Source organism: Streptosporangium sp. NPDC049644 (assembly GCF_040675205.1).
GTDB classification, from domain to species: Bacteria; Actinomycetota; Actinomycetes; order Streptosporangiales; family Streptosporangiaceae; genus Streptosporangium; species Streptosporangium fukuiense.
This window is the reverse complement of the sequence record NZ_JBFAOJ010000020.1, coordinates 60,755-78,030: the sequence shown is the minus strand read 5'-3', so window position 1 is coordinate 78,030 and position 17,276 is coordinate 60,755. Positions and strand designations below refer to the sequence as shown.

At 71.7% G+C, this 17,276-nt stretch carries 9 protein-coding genes; 6 read left to right on the top strand and 3 right to left on the bottom strand.

The features are described from left to right. The first annotated feature begins 98 nt into the window (after positions 1-98). On the top strand, positions 99-338 hold the full coding sequence (locus tag AB0J58_RS14610) for a DUF6545 domain-containing protein (protein WP_364215145.1): 240 nt from the start codon (positions 99-101) through the stop codon (positions 336-338). On the opposite strand, the gene AB0J58_RS14605 is transcribed toward AB0J58_RS14610, so the two are convergent. After that, positions 331-936 carry a flavin reductase family protein gene (locus AB0J58_RS14605; RefSeq protein ID WP_364215067.1) on the bottom strand — a complete coding sequence of 202 codons (606 nt, stop codon included), beginning with the start codon at positions 934-936 and terminating at the stop codon, positions 331-333. The two genes, AB0J58_RS14610 and AB0J58_RS14605, sit on opposite strands and share 8 nt — an antisense overlap. Further along, positions 933-2,522 (bottom strand): tryptophan halogenase family protein, encoded by a 1,590-nt coding sequence (locus tag AB0J58_RS14600; RefSeq protein WP_364215064.1) that lies wholly within the window; start codon positions 2,520-2,522, stop codon positions 933-935. The genes AB0J58_RS14605 and AB0J58_RS14600 overlap by 4 nt, the downstream gene beginning before the upstream one ends. 609 nt (positions 2,523-3,131) lie before the next feature. Here AB0J58_RS14600 and AB0J58_RS14595 point away from each other — a divergent pair. Genes AB0J58_RS14595 through AB0J58_RS14585 form a run of 3 tightly spaced genes read left to right on the top strand, consistent with a single transcriptional unit; the run spans position 3,132 to position 5,241 of the window. Next, the gene (locus tag AB0J58_RS14595) at positions 3,132-4,043 is read left to right on the top strand and encodes a winged helix-turn-helix domain-containing protein (protein WP_364215062.1); all 912 of its coding nucleotides are present in this window, start codon (positions 3,132-3,134) and stop codon (positions 4,041-4,043) included. Positions 4,044-4,096: 53 nt separating this feature from the next. Continuing rightward, positions 4,097-4,315 (top strand): MbtH family protein, encoded by a 219-nt coding sequence (locus AB0J58_RS14590; RefSeq protein WP_343963155.1) that lies wholly within the window; start codon positions 4,097-4,099, stop codon positions 4,313-4,315. After that, positions 4,312-5,241: a TauD/TfdA family dioxygenase gene (locus tag AB0J58_RS14585; protein ID WP_364215059.1), complete on the top strand. Its 930-nt coding sequence runs from the start codon at positions 4,312-4,314 to the stop codon at positions 5,239-5,241. Before AB0J58_RS14590 ends, AB0J58_RS14585 begins: the two co-directional genes overlap by 4 nt. Positions 5,242-5,276: 35 nt before the next feature. On the opposite strand, the gene AB0J58_RS14580 is transcribed toward AB0J58_RS14585, so the two are convergent. Beyond that, positions 5,277-6,269, bottom strand: a complete 993-nt coding sequence (locus tag AB0J58_RS14580; RefSeq protein WP_364215056.1) for a hypothetical protein — start codon at positions 6,267-6,269, stop codon at positions 5,277-5,279. A gap of 324 nt (positions 6,270-6,593) precedes the next feature. Between AB0J58_RS14580 and gntD the strand changes: the two genes are divergently transcribed. Both gntD and AB0J58_RS14570 read left to right on the top strand, forming a co-directional pair. Beyond that, positions 6,594-7,622 (top strand): guanitoxin biosynthesis L-enduracididine beta-hydroxylase GntD, encoded by a 1,029-nt coding sequence (gene gntD / locus AB0J58_RS14575; RefSeq protein ID WP_343963151.1) that lies wholly within the window; start codon positions 6,594-6,596, stop codon positions 7,620-7,622. 41 nt (positions 7,623-7,663) lie between these two features. Further along, the gene (locus AB0J58_RS14570) at positions 7,664-17,266 is read left to right on the top strand and encodes an amino acid adenylation domain-containing protein (RefSeq protein ID WP_364215053.1); all 9,603 of its coding nucleotides are present in this window, start codon (positions 7,664-7,666) and stop codon (positions 17,264-17,266) included. Positions 17,267-17,276: the final 10 nt, after the last annotated feature.

Sequence of the window (17,276 nt, the reverse complement as noted above, 5' to 3'; positions counted from 1 at the left end):
GCCGACGTCGCGGGACACCATCCCCGGCGCCTGTCGGGCGGCCAGCGTCAGGGGGGGGGGGGGGGCCCGGGGCGGGGCCGCCCCCCCCGGCCGCGGGGATCACCGGCCGAGAGCTGGACGCCGTCGTGGAGGCGGCGACGCTGTCGGCCGCGTTGCACGCCCTCTCCGGAGACGAGGCGCCCGCCGGGAAGCCGTCCCGGGACACGGTGCCCGGCGGGGACGACCTGGCGGGCGACGTCGCCTTCCTCTGCGACGTCGCCCGTGCCTACCGCCGTTCGCGGTGGGCGTGGCGGCTGTCCCGGCTATCCGGCGCGCGCCGTCCGCGGCCTCTCAGGTAGGCATGCCGCCGGTCGGCCACGGGCCCTCCGGACGACGGGGGGCGGGCGACCAGGAGGAGTACTCCCTGAGCCCGTAGAGCAGCGGTACCGCCCGAGCCCGCTGCTCCACCCGGAACACCTGGCCGAACACCACGGTGTGGTCGCCCACCTCGACGGCCCGGGTCACCCGGCAGTCCGCGAACGCGTGGGCCTCGTCCACGAGGTGCGGCCCGCCGAAGGAGGGTTCCGCGCGCCACCTGACCCGCTCGAAGCGGTCCGGGGTCCCCGAGGCGAAGAGTTCCGCCGCGTAGCGCGCGCGGTCGTGCAGAAGGTTCACGGTGAAGGTCGACAGCCTCAGCATCGCCTTCAGCGTAGGGCTGAGCCTGCGGACGCACACGAGCAGGGTCGGCGGGTCCAGCGCGACGCTGCACACCGAGGAGCAGGTCATCCCCCATGGCCTGCCGCCGGGCTCGGCGGTCGTCACGATGGCGACCCCGCTGGGGAAGGCGGACATCAGCGACCGGAACCGCGCCGGATCGACCGCCGGCGCCGAGGGGGGCTCGAAGGAGGGCCCGAAAGGGATGTCGAAGGGGGAGAGGCCGACCAGCGGATCCTTCATCGCGGTGCTCCGTGCGCGACCCGCCGCTCGGGGGGCAGGTCGTGCAGGCGCGCGAAGTACTCGTACTGGCTGGGCAGCCTGCCGACCAGTTCACGGGACTGGTCGCGGACGATCCGCAGTTCCCTGGAGGCCGCGGCGCCGTCGAACAGCCTCAGTGCCGGCGGAGCCTGCACGGGCAGGCCGCCCAGCCCCAGGAGCATGGCGGTGTAGGAGTAGGGCTCGAACCCGTGGTAGTGGGGGAAGACCGTCTCGGAGTCGGGCAGCTTGACCTGCCACTGCTCCAGGCGTTCAGCCAGCCCGTCGGGTACCTGGCGGGTCGTGGCGTCCTTCCAGTAGTCGTTGTCGGCTCGCGCCGCGGCGTGGTAGTGCAGCACCAGGAACTCGCGCACGCCGTCCATCACATTGGCGACCTGGCGGTTGTAGGACTGGCGCAGCCGGTCGTCCCAGCGCTCGCTGGGAAAGTGCTTGACGAGCTGTTCGACGGCGTTCTGGATGAAGAAGATGCCGGTGGACTCCAGCGGTTCGACGAACCCGCTCGACAGTCCGATGGCGACGCAGTTGTTCACCCAGGAGCTCTCGCTCCGGCCGATCCGCATGCGGATGTGGTTGGCCTCGAGGTCGTCCGCGGCCGGGCCGACGAACTCGCGGAGGGTCCGCTCCGCCTCGTCGGGCGTGCAGTAGTCACTGGCGTAGACGTAGCCGGTGCCGACGCGGCCGAAGAGCGGGATCGTCCAGATCCACCCCGCCTCCTGAGCCGTGGCCGTGGTGCAGGGGCGGATGCCCCGCTCGGCCATGTCCACCGGCACCCGCAGCGCCACGGCCCGGTCGTTGGGCAGGGTGTCCTGGTAGGACATGAAGGGCACCGAGAGTGCCTTGTTCAGCAGCATCCCGCGAAAGCCGGTGCAGTCGATGAACAGGTCGCCTGCCAGCGCGCCGTGCTCCTTGGTGACGACGTCGCCGATCCAGCCGCGCTCGTCGAGGTTCACGCTCACCACGTCGTCGAGCACGTGACGGACGCCGCGGTCGGTGCCGTACCTCGTGAGATACCTCGCCAGCAGCGCGGCGTCGAAGTGGTAGGCGTAGGGGAACTGAGTGTCCTGCTCGGTCAGCGTGGTGCGGTGGCCGCGCTCCGCGCCGCCCTCGGTGAAGTCCTGTTCGAACAGTGCTCCGGAGAGATAGCGGGGAGACCGGTTCGCGTCGCAGAGCGAGGCGATGACGAAGCAGTCCTTGTCGAACCGGCCGCTGGGGCGCTCGTTCAGCCACCAGTCGGTGAGCGGGAACCCGTTCACGGCGCGCAGGCGCTCGAACGGGTGGTAGAAGTGGTGGCCCTGGGAGCGCCAGTTCTCGAACCGGATCGCCAGCTTGTAGGTGGCCTGGCACTCCGGCATCCACTCGCGCTCGTCCAGGCCCAGATAGTTGAAGAAGTGGCGGATCGTGCTGAAGGTCGCCTCTCCGACCCCGATGGTGGGCACGTTCTTCGACTCGACCAGTGTCACGTCGATCCGGTCGCCGAAAGCCGCCCGCAGGTACGAGGCGGTCATCCAGCCCGACGTGCCACCTCCGACGATAACTACGCTTTTGACCATTCTGAACCCTTATCCCTGCGCGTGAGAACGGAACACCGGGTGAACGCCGGGTGACGTGAAAGGTGCGGCTCGGCGTGTCATCCACCCCGGCATTGTTGAAAGCCTGTACCAAAAGCGCGGTCCGGCTCCACATCATTGACTTGATAGCTAAACAGGGCGGTCAGGCGCGCTTTCGGTACGCTGAGTAATGGGCCGGTCGCCGATTCGAAGGAGATGTTTTCCCGGTCATCCGGCTGTCGAGAACCGGTGCCGCCATGCTCTCAGTGATCGAGAGATCCAGAGATTTTCGCAGCTCAGCAGCTGTTTAGAAGGCGAGCGCATCAACTGGTGTGTATGAGATTTGGAGCTTTCGGCAACGAGAGTTGACTTCCGCTCGGCGTCGGAGTTAGGTTGATCTTATTGACAGAGCCAATGGGAGAGTGGTGAGAATATCACTCTCGGTTTCCTGGGGGATCCTTGCGGACGGCCCTGGGCATTGCCCGGCGCCTGCCGAGATCGAATAGTCCGCGCGCAGGGCGGGCCATCATTTGCCGGAGCCTCCGCGGAGAGGCGTGACCTGCTTTTCAACAACACAGAACAGCCAATCTTTCTACAACGCTGGGGGCCGCGGTGTTGAGGATTCATTTCACGGTTGAGGACCTGGCACGCCTGCGCATGGTCGCGAGCCTCGGGCCGGTGGCCGAGAGCGTGTTCGCGCTGGACATCTTCGGTCGCAACGGAGGAGCCGCCCTGAACGGGTGGCGAAGGCATGTGCGTGATCGGCTGGGCGAGGGCGTCGGCAGCGTGGAACAGCTGGTCCGTGAACGCCGGGCGCCGACGGAGCTGCTGGAACTGGTCGAGCGCTCTCCCGGGCGAGCCGAGACGCGCTCCGCGGCCGACGAGTGGACCAGCCGGCGGGTGAGCGCCACCGTGCTGGGGTTCTGTCAGGTGGCGGTGCTGCCGTACTGGAGCAGGGTGCGAGGTTACCTGGAGTCCGAGCGCGAGGCGTACGGCCGGATAACGATCAGCAATGGCGTCGAGTGCCTGCTTGAGACGCTGCACCCCAGGCTGTGCTGGAACCCGCCGGTGCTGGAGATCCCCGACGGCGAGGACCGTGACGTCCATCTGCGCGGGCGCGGCCTGCTGCTGAGCCCCTCGCTGTTCCTGCAGGGCAGGAACTACCTCTTCCTCGACACCGAGCACGAGACGGGGCTGCCCGCCCTGGTGGTCTCGGCGCCGTGCACCCCGGCCTCCCTGTCCGACCTGGCCGGGGCACCGGTACCCGACGACGAGGCGCTCGGCGCCCTGGTCGGGCACACCAGGGCGGCGGCGCTCCAGGCGCTGGCCGAGAGCTGCACCACCGGCGGCCTGTCCGAGCGGCTCGGTATCTCTCTCGCGGGGGCCAGCAAGCACGCCACCGTACTGCGCAAGGCCGGACTGATCACCACTGCCCGCAACCGCAACACGGCACTGCACACCCTCACCTCCCTGGGGGTGGCGCTGCTGCACGGGGAGCTCTTCCTGTCTCCCCAGCGCAACTGACCCCCGCTCCGGCACGCCTGGTGCACGGAGAACCTCCGAAAAAGGAGAGCGCCATGAACTCGAACCCCTTCGAAGATCCGGAAGGCACCTACCTCGTGCTGGTCAACGACGAGGGGCAGCACTCCCTGTGGCCCGCGTTCGTCGAGGTGCCGGCGGGCTGGACGGTGGTCCTGCCCGAGACGGACCGGCAGGCCGCCCTGGACTACATCACGGACAACTGGACCGACATGCGTCCGAGGAGCCTGGCCGAGGCGATGGGGGACCGGCCGTGACCGGCCACGAACTGCCCCTTGTCATCGAGGGCGGAGGTGCCCGGATCTCCGGCCTGGTGAGGTCCGACCGGCAGGAGATCCGCAAGAGCCTCACCGCGCACGGCGCGGTGTTGTTCCGCGATTTCGAGGTCGGCGGCGTCGACGGTTTCGACGAGGTCGTACGCGAGCTGTCGGGGGCGCCGCTGACCTACGCGGAGCGCTCGTCCCCGCGCAGCGTGATCAAGGGCAATGTCTACACCTCGACCGACTACCCCTCGCAGGAGGAGATCTTCCTGCACAACGAGAACTCCTACCAGACGGTATGGCCGATGGTGCTCTACTTCCACTGCCTGCGACCGCCGTCGTCCCAGGGGGCCACGCCCCTGGCCTCCACCCGTGCCGTCCACGACAGGGTGGACCCGTCGATCCGTGAGGAGTTCGCGCGGCGAGGGTGGATGGTGGTCCGTAACTACAGCGACGAGCTCGGCATGTCGTGGCGCGAGGCGTTCAACACCGACAGCGAGGACGAGGTCACGGACTACTGCCGCGGCAACGGCGTGCGGACGGAGTGGCTCGGCGGCGACCGGCTGCGGACCAGGGCGGTCCGCCAGGCCGTGCACCGTCACCCGGTCACCGGCGACCCGGTGTGGTTCAACCACGCGACCTTCTTCCACCTCAGCACCCTTCCCGAAGGGGTGCGGCTGGGGCTGCTGGAGATGTGCGGGGAGGAGAACCTCCCGAGCAACACCTACTACGGCGACGGCGGGACGATCCCCGACGCGGTCGTCGGCCACCTGCGAGACTGCTACCGGTCGGCGTCCGTGCGGTTCGACTACCGTCAGGACGACGTTCTGGTCATCGACAACATGCTGACCTCGCACGGCCGCGAGCCGTTCACCGGGCCGCGGAAGATCGCCGTGGCGATGGCCGAGCCGTCGTCGGCCTGACCGTCGATCCGATGGCGGCCAGGCCGTCGCGCCCCTCAGGCCGGCTCGCGCAGCCGGCGGACCTCGGCGGAGATGATCGCCAGGAGCAGCAGGTCGGCCGCCAGACCGGGCACCGCGGAGAACTGGTTCATGACGAACGCGAAGACCTGGCCGAAGAGGATGTCGACCAGCAGCGCGGCGTTGAGCAGCCGGAAGGCCGCCATCCGGTTCCCGCGCAGCCGCACCGCGCCGCACAGGCCCAGCGCCACCGTGATCGCCGCCGAGACGGCCATGCCGATCACCGCCCCCCACTCCCGCTCGCCGTCAAGCGTGCCGTAGGCGTTCTCCAGCCCGAGGCCCACCAGGGGCAGGAGCGCCTGGACGATGAGATACACCACCGCGAGGGCGACGAGCAGGGGACGGCGCGTCAGGCCGTCGAGGGCGGCGCGGGCGCGGGTCAGGCCGGTGCGCAGCGGCCCTGGAGCCGTCTCCCGGGCCGGGACCATGCCCAGCAACCGGACCGCCGCCGCGTCGAGCGCGTCGTCGGAGCCCTGGACCAGTCGCACGGCGGCGTGCCGCTGCTGCACGGTCAGCCCCGAGGTCACTCCGACGAGTGCCGCGTAGACGGCGTTGGCCGTGCGCTCACGCCGGGAGAAGTCGGTCCGGCCCTTCAGCCACTGGGAGAGCACGACCAGGAGGGCGAAGGTCAGGTAGATGATCCCCGCGGCCGGCCGGTAGAAGTAGTCGGTCGTCTGGGTGACGAACTTGCCGACCTCGTCGACGAACAACCCGAACCCGACCCCGCCGAGGACGGCACCCCAGGTCCGCGCGGCCTGGCCGAGGAACGCGAGCGTGACGCCCATGCCCACCGTCATCAGCAGGCCGCCCCACAGGACGTGGGCGATGTGCAGGCTCCCTCCGCCGAGCTGGGGATAACCGGCCCGTTGGAGATAGGCCCTGGTCAACAGCACCGCGCTGATCCCGGATATCGCGAAAACCTGCAGATGCGCGGCGGCGCTGGTCACCCGGGTGAGGCCCGATAGGCGCAATGTAGTTCTCCCTAATGCTGCCGATGGCGTTCTGGGAAACTGCCGGCCGCGAAGGTGACGGCCTCGGCTCCGGAGATGCCTGACCTACGGTGTCCCGCGTCGGCGGATCGACAGGGCGGCGACCTGGAAAAGGCCGGTCCGGAGGATTAGAACCAAATACGACGTTAGCACGAAGCCCGCTCTGACTGCGCTGTTTAGCCCCTAAGTCAAAGACGTTGAACCCGGCCCCGGCATGTCGGAGGCTCGATTAGGGCCGGGGGCGAATGGCCGCCCTGGGCACGGTGATTCCGAGGAACCGATTGCCGTTGGCAGAGGGAGTTAAGCGTGCTGTCAATACATCTGCTGGACGACGACGTCATGGTGATCGAAGAAATCGTCCGGGATCTCTCCCAGCGTTACCAGACCGTCGAGTCCGCTGATTTCCAGCGCGAGAGCCGGACGTATGCCGAGGAACTTCCGCGACGTCTCCGCAGGGCGCTCAACGAGTTCCGCCTCGCGGAGCCGTCCGGAATCCTGCTGATCTCCGGGCTTCCGGTGGACGACGCGAGCATCGGCCCGACCCCGGCGGACTGGAAGAACAAGCCGGTGCCCTCGCCCACCATCGGGCACGACATCGCGTTCTTCCTCATCGCGTCCTTACTGGGAGACCCCATCGGATGGGCCACGCAGCAGGGCGGCTACATCATGCACGACGTCTTCCCGATCAAGGGCTACGAACACGAGCAGATCGGCTGGAGCAGTGCGGAAACGCTCGTCTGGCACACCGAGGACGCCTTCCATCCGTTGCGCACCGACTATCTCGGCCTGCTGTGCCTGCGCAATCCCGACGAGGTCGAGACGACCTATGCCGACGTTTCCGACGTGCGTATCGACGATGCCGCCAGAGCCATTCTGTCGCAGGAACGCTTCTACATTCTTCCGGACGACTCGCATCGCCCGGAGAATCGGGCCGCGGTGACCGACGAGGATACGAAGGTCGCGGATCTAAGGAAACGCAGTTACCGGCAGGTCGACCTGGCCCTGGACACTCCCGAGCCTGTCGCGGTCCTTTTCGGCGATCCTGACGACCCGTATATCCGTATCGACCCGCACTACATGGACGGGATCCAGGAAGAGGACGCGGGCAAAGCGCTTGCCGCGTTCGGGACGGCGCTGGACTCCGCGATGACCGGGGTCGTCCTCAAGCCGGGTGACATCTGCCTCATCGACAACTACAGGGCCGTCCACGGGCGCAGCCCCTTCAGCGCGCGCTTCGACGGGACGGACCGCTGGCTGCGCCGTCTGAACGTGGCGAGGGACCTGCGCAAGTCCAGGGAGTTCAGGCTGGGCGCCTCCTCCCGCGTCATCTACTAGCCGAACCGTCATCGGACACGTCCTCGAAGGCAGGAGTCAGCGTGACCCACGACGCACCGTCCGTACCCGCGCCCGAGGGCGCCGCCACACCGCCGTCCGGTAAGGGTGCCGAGTCACCGGGGGACCGGTGCCTGCTCGAGCTGTTCGCCGAGCGGGTGCGCCGTGCCCCCCGGGCGACGGCCGTCGCCTCGGCCGGGGAGACACTCGACTACGGGCGGCTCGACGCGCGGGCCAACCAGCTGGCGCACCACCTTCGCGCCTGCGGCGTCGGCCCGGACACGCTCGTCGGCGTCTTCGCGGAGCGCGGCGTGGAACTCGTCGTGGCGCTGCTGGGAGTGCTCAAGGCCGGCGGCGCCTATCTGCCGCTGGACCCGGACAACCCGGCCGGCCGCCTGGCCTTCGCCATCGGAGACGCGGGCGCGGCCGCGGTCGTGACCCAGGCGCACCTGCGAGCCCGGCTGCCCGCGACGGCCGCGCGGGTGGTCTGCCTGGACGACGAGGGGCCGATGATCGCGGACCGGCCGGTCACCGCGCCCGACCGCCAGGCGGGCCCGATGAACCTGGCGTACGCGATCTACACCTCCGGCTCCACGGGCCGCCCCAAGGGCGTGCTGGTCGAGCGGCGGCAACTCGCGAGCTACCTGGCCTGCTGCGAGCGCGACTACCCGGGGCTGGCGGGGGTCGCGCCGCTGCACTCGTCGACGTCTTTCGACCTGACGGTGACCGCGCTGTGGGGCACCCTCGCCGCGGGCGGCCGGATCGAGGCCGGCGAGCTGGACGGCGGCTCCGGAGACCGGCCGTCGTTTCTGAAGATCACCCCCAGTCACCTGCCGATCCTGGAGAACCTGCCGGAGGACCGCTCGCCGACGGCGGAACTGGTGATCGGCGGGGAGGCACTCCAGGGCGAGGTGCTCGACCGGTGGCGGGCACGGCACCCCGGGGTGGCGGTGGTCAACGAGTACGGCCCGACCGAGGCGACGGTCGGCTGCGTCTCCTTCCGGGTCGAGCCGGAGGCGGGGCCGCTCCGGGGGCCCGTCGCGATCGGCCGTCCGATGCGCGGCGCCCGCGCCTACGCACTGGACCGATCCCTGCGCCCCGTCCCGGAGGGCGTACCCGGAGAGCTGTACGTGGCGGGCGCCGGGCTGGCCCGCGGCTACCACGGCAGGCCGGGAGCGACCGCCGAGCGCTTCGTCGCCGACCCGTACGGCGGGCCGGGCGAGCGGATGTACCGCACCGGAGACCTGGTGCGGCGCCTGCCGGGAGGGGACCTGGAATACCTGGGGCGCACCGACGACCAGGTCAAGATCCGGGGCCACCGCGTCGAGCCGGGCGAGGTCGAGTCGGCGCTGGCCGGACATCCCGCGATCGCCCAGGTCGCCGTGGTGCCCTCCGCCGAGGGCTCGGAGGACACGCGCCTGCTGGCCTATCTCGTCCCGGCGGGCGAGGCGGCCCCGACGGCGGCGGAGCTGCGCGAGTTCCTGGCGCGGACACTCCCCGAGCACATGATCCCCTCGGTGTTCCTCACCCTGGACAGGCTGCCGCTGGCGGCCAGCGGCAAACTCGACCGCGGGGCACTGCCCGCGCCGACCCGGCAGGACGGTACGGGCGGCGGTCACCGGCCCCCGAGCAACGATGCGGAGAGGGCGATCGCCGGCATCTGGGCCGAGGTGCTGGGCGTCGAGCGGGTCGGTGTCGAGGACGACTTCTTCGAACTCGGCGGGAACTCCCTGCTCGCCTTCCGGGTGCTCCCGCGGATCAGGGCGGCACTCGGCGCCGAACTTCCCGCCCGTGCCGTCTTCAAGCTGCGCACGATCGCCGCGCTGGCGGCGTCGGTCACCCCGGCCGCCACCGGGACCGGGACCGGGACCGACGGTGCCGTCGTGCCGGTGCCCCGCACCGGGGACCTGCCGCTCTCCTTCGCGCAGCGGCGGTTCTGGTTCTTCCACGAGTTCGACCCCGAGGCCGCCGACTACAACGTCCGGTTCGGCTACCGGCTGCTCGGCGAACTCGATCCCGCCGCGCTGGAGTCGGCCCTGCGCGAGTTCGTCGCCAGGCACGAGTCGCTGCGGACGACCATCTCCTCGACCGGCGGCGAGCCGGTCCAGATCGTCCACCCCGCGAAGGACCTTCAGGTCCCGCTGACCGTCGTGGACGCCTCCGGGCTCGGCGAGGAGGAACTGGAGCGCCTGCTGCGCCGGGAGGTGAGCCTCCCGTTCGATCTGGGACGCGGCCCCGTGCTGCGGATGACGCTGCTGCGCCGTGCCGGACGCGAGCATCTGCTGGTGCTGGCCGTACACCACTCGGTGATCGACGCCTGGTCCATGAACGTGCTCGCCGACGAGCTGAGCAGGTTGTACGGCGCCGCCAGGGAGGGCGGCCGGGCCGAGCTGGCGCCGCTGGCCGTGCAGTACGCCGACTACGCCGTCTGGCAGCGCGAACGCTGGACGGAGGAGGCCATGCGGGACCAGCTCGGCTACTGGCGGGAGCAGCTGGCCGGTCTGTCCCCCCTCGAACTGCCCACCGATCGGCCGCGCCCGGCGGTGCGCTCCTCCGCCGGAGCGGCACACCGCTTCACCCTGCCTCCCGGGCTCACCGCGGCGCTCAACGGGCTCGCCGCGCGCAACGACGCCACGCTGTTCATGACGCTGGTCGCCGCCTGCCAGGTACTGCTCGCCCGCTACTCCTCCCAGCGGGACATCGCGGTCGGCACCCCCATCTCCGGGCGCGACCGCCCCGAGCTGGAACCGCTCGTCGGCTGCTTCATCAACACCCTGGTGCTCCGGTCGGCGGTCGACGGCAGCCTGTCCTTCACCGACTTCCTCGGCCGGGTGCGCGAGACCGTGCTCGGCGCCTTCGGCAACCAGGACGTCCCGTTCGAACGCCTGGTGGACGAGCTGAGCGACGGCCGCGACCCGAGCCGGACCCCGCTGGTCCAGGCGATGGTGGCGCTGCAGAACGTACCGGAGAGGCCGCTGGAGTTCGCCGGCGCGCGCACCGAGGGCTTCCGGCTCCCGCACGTGTCGGCGATCTTCGACCTCACCCTGGAGTTCGTCGAGCGCGACGGGGCGCTGGACGTGATGATCGAGTACAGCACCGACCTGTTCGACCGGGAGACGGCCGAGCGGATGGCCGGTCACCTGGAAGTCCTGCTGGCCGCGGTGACCGAGGACCCCGACCGGCCGCTCGCCCGGCTGCCCCTGCTGACCGAGGCCGAGCGGCGGTCCTTGGCCGGATGGAACGGCCGGGCCAGGGACCGCCGGGCGGACCTCCCCGTGCACCGCCTGTTCGCCGAGCGGGTCCGGCGGGCACCGGACGCCGTCGCGCTGGAGTGCGGGGAGCGAAGGTGGACCTACGCCGAGCTGGACGAGCGCGCCAACCGGGTGGCCCACCGGCTGCGCGCCCTCGGCGTGGGCCCCGGCGTGCCCGTCGTGGCGTGCGCGGAGCGCGGCCCCGAGCTGGTGGCGGGGCTCCTCGGCGTGCTGAAGGCCGGAGGCGCGTACGTGCCGCTCGACCCGGACACCCCACACGCGCGGCTGGCCTACGTGGTGGCCGACACCGGAGCACCGGTCGTGCTGGCCGACGGCGTGACGGAGGTCCGGGCCCGCGGCCTGGACGCCGCGGTCGTGCCGCTGGACGCGGGCGGCCCCGGTGAGGCCCACCAGGTGATCACCGAACCGGACGTCGCCGTGGCCGGCGGGGACCTGGCCTACATCGTCTACACCTCCGGTTCCTCGGGCCGTCCCAAGGGCGTGATGGTCGAGCACCGGAACCTGTCCGACCTGTGCGCCTGGCATGTGGCGGAGTTCGAGGTGGTCAGCGAGGACCGGGCCTCGCAGGTCGCGTCGCTGGGATTCGACGCCGCCGTGTGGGAGGTGTGGCCCTACCTCTGCGCCGGGGCCCGGGTGGCCCTGCCCGACAGGGAGACGCTGGACGACCCCGCCGCGCTGGTGGACTGGTTCGCCGGGATGGGCACCACGATCTGCTTCCTGCCCACGCCCCGGCTGGACTCCGTCCTGGACGAGCCCGGCTTCGCCGCCACCGCACTGCGCGCGGTCCTGACCGGCGGGGACGTGCTCCGCCGCCGCCCGCGCCGGGGGGCGCCGTACCGGCTGGTCAACAACTACGGTCCGACCGAGGTCACGGTCGTCGCCACCGCGGGCGACGTCACCTGGCAGGACGCCGGCCGGGCCGGGGGGCTGCCCCCCATCGGCTCGCCCGTCGCGGGCACCGCCGCGTACGTCCTGGACGGCTACGCCAACCCGGTGCCCGTGGGGGTCCCCGGTGAGCTGTACCTCGCGGGCACCGGTCTCGCCAGGGGCTACCTGAACCGGCCGGACCTGACCGCCGAGCGGTTCGTCGCCGACCCGTTCGGAGCCCCGGGCGGACGGATGTACCGCACCGGGGACCTCGTCCGCCGGCTGCCCGGAGGGGAGCTGGAGTATCTCGGCCGCACCGACCAGCAGGTGAAGATCCGCGGCTTCCGGGTGGAGCCAGGGGAGATCGAGAGCGCGCTGCAGAGCCACCCGGGCGTGGCCGGCGCCGTCGTCGTGGCCACCGAGGCCAGGCCAGGCCACGAGCGCCTGGCGCTGACCGGATACGTGGTCCCCGCCGGCGACGCCGAGCCGGATCCCGCCGACCTGCGAGCCTTCGTGGGCACGGTGCTGCCGGACCACATGGTGCCCGCCGCGATCGTCGTCCTGGAGGAGTTCCCGCTGACCGTGCGGGGCAAGGTGGACCGCGCCGCCCTGCCGGTTCCCGGCGCCCCCCGGGACTCAGGCGGCGGCTACGTCCCGCCGGGCGACTCGGTGCAGCGGGAACTGGCCGGGATCTGGGCCGAGGTGCTGGGCGTCGACCGGGTCGGTGTCGAGGACGGTTTCTTCGCCCTCGGCGGCGACTCCATCCTCGCCATCCAGCTCGTGTCCAGGGCGAGGAGGGCGGGGCTGCGGCTCACCTCCAGGGACCTGTTCCAGCGGCAGACGATCGCGGCGCTGAGCCCGCACGTGACCGAGGTGCGAAGCCCCGGGAACACGGAGGGCACCGAGAGTACAGCGGGCGCGGGAACGGGCGGCCGGGCACCGCTGACCCCCATCCAGCACTTCCTCTTCGAGAGGTTCACGGTTCCCGAGGTCTTCAACCAGTTCGTCACCGTGGAACTGGCGGACGACGTCGACGAGACGGCCCTGCGGGCGGCGGTCGCGGCACTGGTCGAGCGGCACGACGCGTTGCGGTCGCGCTTCGAGTTCACCCGGGGAGAGTGGTCGCAGCGCGTCGTGGCGGCGGGGGACGAGGTGATCCTGCGCGGGGCCGACCTGTCCGGCGTCGCCGACGCCGAACTCGACGCCGCAGTCGAGCGGGAGACGGCGGCCGCGCAGGCCCGTGTCGACTTCGGCGACGGGCCGCTGATCGCGGCGGTGCTGCTCAGCACCGGCCGCGGACCGCGACTGCTGCTGACCGCACACCACCTCGTGGTGGACGGTGTGTCGTGGCGCATCCTGCTGGAGGACCTGCGCACCGCGTACCGGCAGATCCTGCGGGGGGAGAGCGTCGACCTCGGCCCCGGGACGACCTCGTTCCAGGACTGGAGCCTCCGTCTGGCCGGGCACGTCCAGGCCGGGGGCTTCGACGACGAACTCGGCCACTGGGCGAAGGTGGGCCGTGCCGGGGCCGCGGCGGTCCTGCCCTTCGACGGGCCCTTCGACGGGACCCTCGACGGGTCCCTCGGCGAGCGGGGCCCGAACACCGTGCAGACCGTCCGCGAGGTGTCCGTCGAGCTCGACGAGACCACCACCCGGGCGCTGCTCCGCGAGGTTCCCGACGTCTACCGCACCGAGATCACCGACGTGCTGCTGGCCGCCCTGGCCCGGGTCGTGTCCGGATGGGCCGGGCGCGACCGCGTCCTGCTCGGCCTGGAGGGCCACGGACGGGAGGAGATCTTCCCCGACGTGGACCTCACGCGCACGGTCGGGTGGTTCACCAGCTACTTCCCCCTGGCGCTGGACGTCCCCCGCGAACAGGACCTGGGCGGCCTCCTCAAGTCGGTCAAGGAACAGGTGCGGGCGGTTCCCCGGCGCGGTCTGGGGTACGGCGCGCTGCGTTACCGGGACGGGTCCGCGCTCGCCGGCGATCCCGTCCCCCAGATCTGCCTCAACTACCTCGGCCGGTTCGACACCGAGACCGGGGACGGGGACCTCTACCGGGAGATCTCCGGCATCGAGCTGTTCCAGGATCCGCGCGACAACCGGCCGCACGTACTCGACGTCGTCGGCTCCGTCAGGTCCGGGCGGCTCCAGGTCACCTGGTACTACTCGCCGAACCTGCACGAGCCCGCCACCGTCGAGCGCCTGGCCCACGAGTTCGCCGCGACCGTGGAGCGGATCGTCGGGCACTGCGCGGAGCCGGGCGCGGGCGGCCGCACCCCCTCGGACTTCCCGCTGGCCCGCCTGGACCAGGCGAGCCTCGACGCGCTGGTCGGCACCGGCCGTACGGTGGCGGACGTCTACCCCCTCACCCCCACCCAGAGCGGCATGCTCTTCGACTGCCTGATGGCACCCGGCTCCGACGTCTACACGGCCCGGTTCGAGATGACGGTCGAAGGGGTGGCCGCCCCCCAGGAACTCGGCGAGGCGTGGCGGCTCGTCGCGGAGCGGACCCCGGTGCTGCGCACCTCCGTCGCCTGGGAGGGGCTCGACCACCCGCTCCAGGTGGTCCACCACAGGGCCCGGCTGCCGATCGCCCATCACGACTGGCGTGACCTGCCGGAGGAGGAGCAGAGAGCGGAGCTGGAGCGGCTGCTCGCGCGGGACCGGCAGGCCGGGCTGGACCTCGCCGCGTCCCCGCCCACCCGGCTGGCGATCATCCGGCTCGACGACACCCGGGTGCGGGTCGTCTGGACCCTGCACCACATCCTGCTGGACGGGTGGAGCGTCCACCGGCTGCTCGCGGACGTGCTCTCCTGTTACGCCGCGCGCCGCGAGGGGCGGGCCTGGCGGCCGGCGGCCCGCCGCCCCTTCCGCGACCACGTCGAGCGGCTGCTCGGCCTGGACGACACCGACGCCGAGGCGTACTGGCGCGGGGCGCTCGCCGGGTTCACGGAGCCGACGCCCCTGCCGTACGACCGGCCGCCCGCACCGGACCACCGGCCCAGGGCGGCAGGCCGGGTGAACGTGAAGCTGCCGGCCGAGGTCTCGCGGCGGCTCGCCGAACACGCCAGGAACGGCCGGCTCACGCTCAACACCCTCCTGCAGGGAGCCTGGGGGATCCTGCTCTCCCGCTACGGCGGCGAGTCGGACGTCTGCTTCGGCGCGACGGTCTCCGGCCGTCCCGCGGACCTGGCCGGCGCGGAGTCCATGATCGGCATATTCATCGAGACGCTGCCGGTCCGGGTCGCCGTGGACGAGAGCCGCGCACTGCTGCCCTGGCTGCGCGAGCTGCAGGAGGAGCAGGCGCGGGCGCGCGAGCACGACTCCGTGTCGCTGCCCCAGGTGCGCTCCTGGAGCGAGCTGCGACCCGGCGCCCAGCTCTTCGAGAGCGTCGTGGTCTTCGAGAACTACCCGATCGACCACGCCCCGGCCGACGCCGCCGGCGTGCGGCTGCGGGACGTCGACGCCGCCGAGGTGAACGGCCACCCCCTCAACCTGGTCGTCTATCCGGGTGAGGAGCTGTCCTTCGTGCTGCTCCACGACGGGGCGCTGTTCGAGGCCGCGACCGTGCGCCGGCTCGGCGAGAACCTGGCCGCGCTGCTGGAGGAGATCGCGGCCGACCCGGCACGGGCCATCGGGTCGCTGCCCTCGCAGACCCGGCGCGAACGGCACCGGATGCTGGTGGAGTGGAACGACACGGCCCGCGACATCCCCGCGCGGTGCGTGCACGAGCTGTTCGCCGAGCGGGCGCGCGCCGTTCCCGGCGAGCCGGCCGTGGTGTCGGAGGGGGAGAGCCTCGGCTATGCCGAGCTGGACGAGCGCGCCGACCGGCTGGCACGCCACCTGGCGTCCCTGGGGGTGACCGCGGAGTCGCGGGTGGCCGTCCTCCAGGCTCGCACGGCCGACGCGCTGGTCTCGATGCTCGCGGTGCTCAAGGCCGGCGGCGCCTACGTCCCCCTGCACCCGGGCTACCCGCCAGAGCGGCTGCGCTGGATCCTGCGGGACACCGCTGCGGTGGTCGTGCTGACGGACCGGGCGACGGTCTCGGCGACCGGCGGGCTCGGGGCGCGGGTGCTGGTGGTGGACGACGACGGCGGCACGACCCTGGACGGCCCCCCGCTCGCGGGCCCGGCCGCCGTGGCCGACCCCGACCGGCTGGCGTACGTGATGTACACCTCCGGCTCGACCGGGACCCCCAAGGGGGTGGCGGTCACCCACCGCAACATCGTGAGTCTGGCGATGGACCGCCGGTGGCGCTCCGGAGGGCACGAGCGGGTTCTCTTCCACTCCCCACACGCCTTCGACGCGGCCACCTACGAGATGTGGGTCCCGCTGCTGGCCGGCGGCCGGGTCGTCGTCGCCCAGGGCGAGCTGGACGCCCGGAGCCTGCGGCGCATGGTCGCCGGGCACGGCGTCACCGGGATGTTCCTCACCGCGGCGCTGTTCAACCTCTTCGCCGAGGAACTGCCCGAGTGCTTCGCCGGACTGCGCGAGGTGTGGGCGGGAGGCGATGCCGTCCCACCGGCGGCGATACTGCGGGTGATGGAGCACTGCCTGGCGACGCGGGTGCACAACGGCTATGGGCCCACCGAGACCACGACCTTCGCCATCTGCGGCGAGCTGACGCCGGAGCTCGCCAGGTCCGGTATCGCGCCGATCGGCCGCCCGATGGACAACACGCGCGCCTACGTGCTGGGCCGCGATCTCGCCCCGGTGCCGCCCGGCGCCCCCGGCGAGCTGTACCTCGCGGGAAGCGGCCTGGCCAGGGGCTACCTCGGCAGGCCCGCGCTCACCGCCGAGCGGTTCGTCGCCGATCCGTTCGACGCCGGGGGCCGCCTGTACCGCACCGGGGACAGGGTCCGCTGGAGGGCCGACGGCGACCTCGAGTTCCTCGGCCGGACCGACGACCAGGTGAAGATCCGCGGGTTCCGCATCGAGACCGGCGAGGTCGAGGCCGCGCTGCGCGCCCGGCCGGACGTGGCCGAGGCGGTGGTCGTCGCGCGCGAGGAGGCGCCGGGGCGCAAGTATCTCGTGGGCTACGTGGTGCCGGTCGCGGGAGGCGCGCGGCCCGCACCCGAGGACCTGGCACGGTCGCTGGCCAAGCGGCTGCCCGCCTACACGGTTCCCTCCGCGTTCGTGTCCCTGGACCGGCTGCCGCTGAACGCCAACGGCAAGGTGGACCGGCGGGCGCTGCCGGACCCGGAGAGCAGGGGAGCCGTGCGCGCCGCCTACGCCGCCCCGAGCACCCCGACCGAGGAGGCCCTCGGCCGGATCTGGGCGGAGGTGCTCGCGGTCGAGCGGGTCGGGACACACGACGACTTCTTCGACCTGGGCGGCGACTCCATCACCGGCCTGCGGGTGACCTCCAGGGTGCGGCGCGCGTTCGACGTCGAGATCTCCCCGAGGGAGCTCTTCACCGCCCCGACCATCGGTGCCCTGGCCGAGGTGGTGCAGGAGCGGATCCTGGCGTCCTTCGAACGGGTCGCCCAGAGCCAGGGCTCGTGAACAGGCCAGC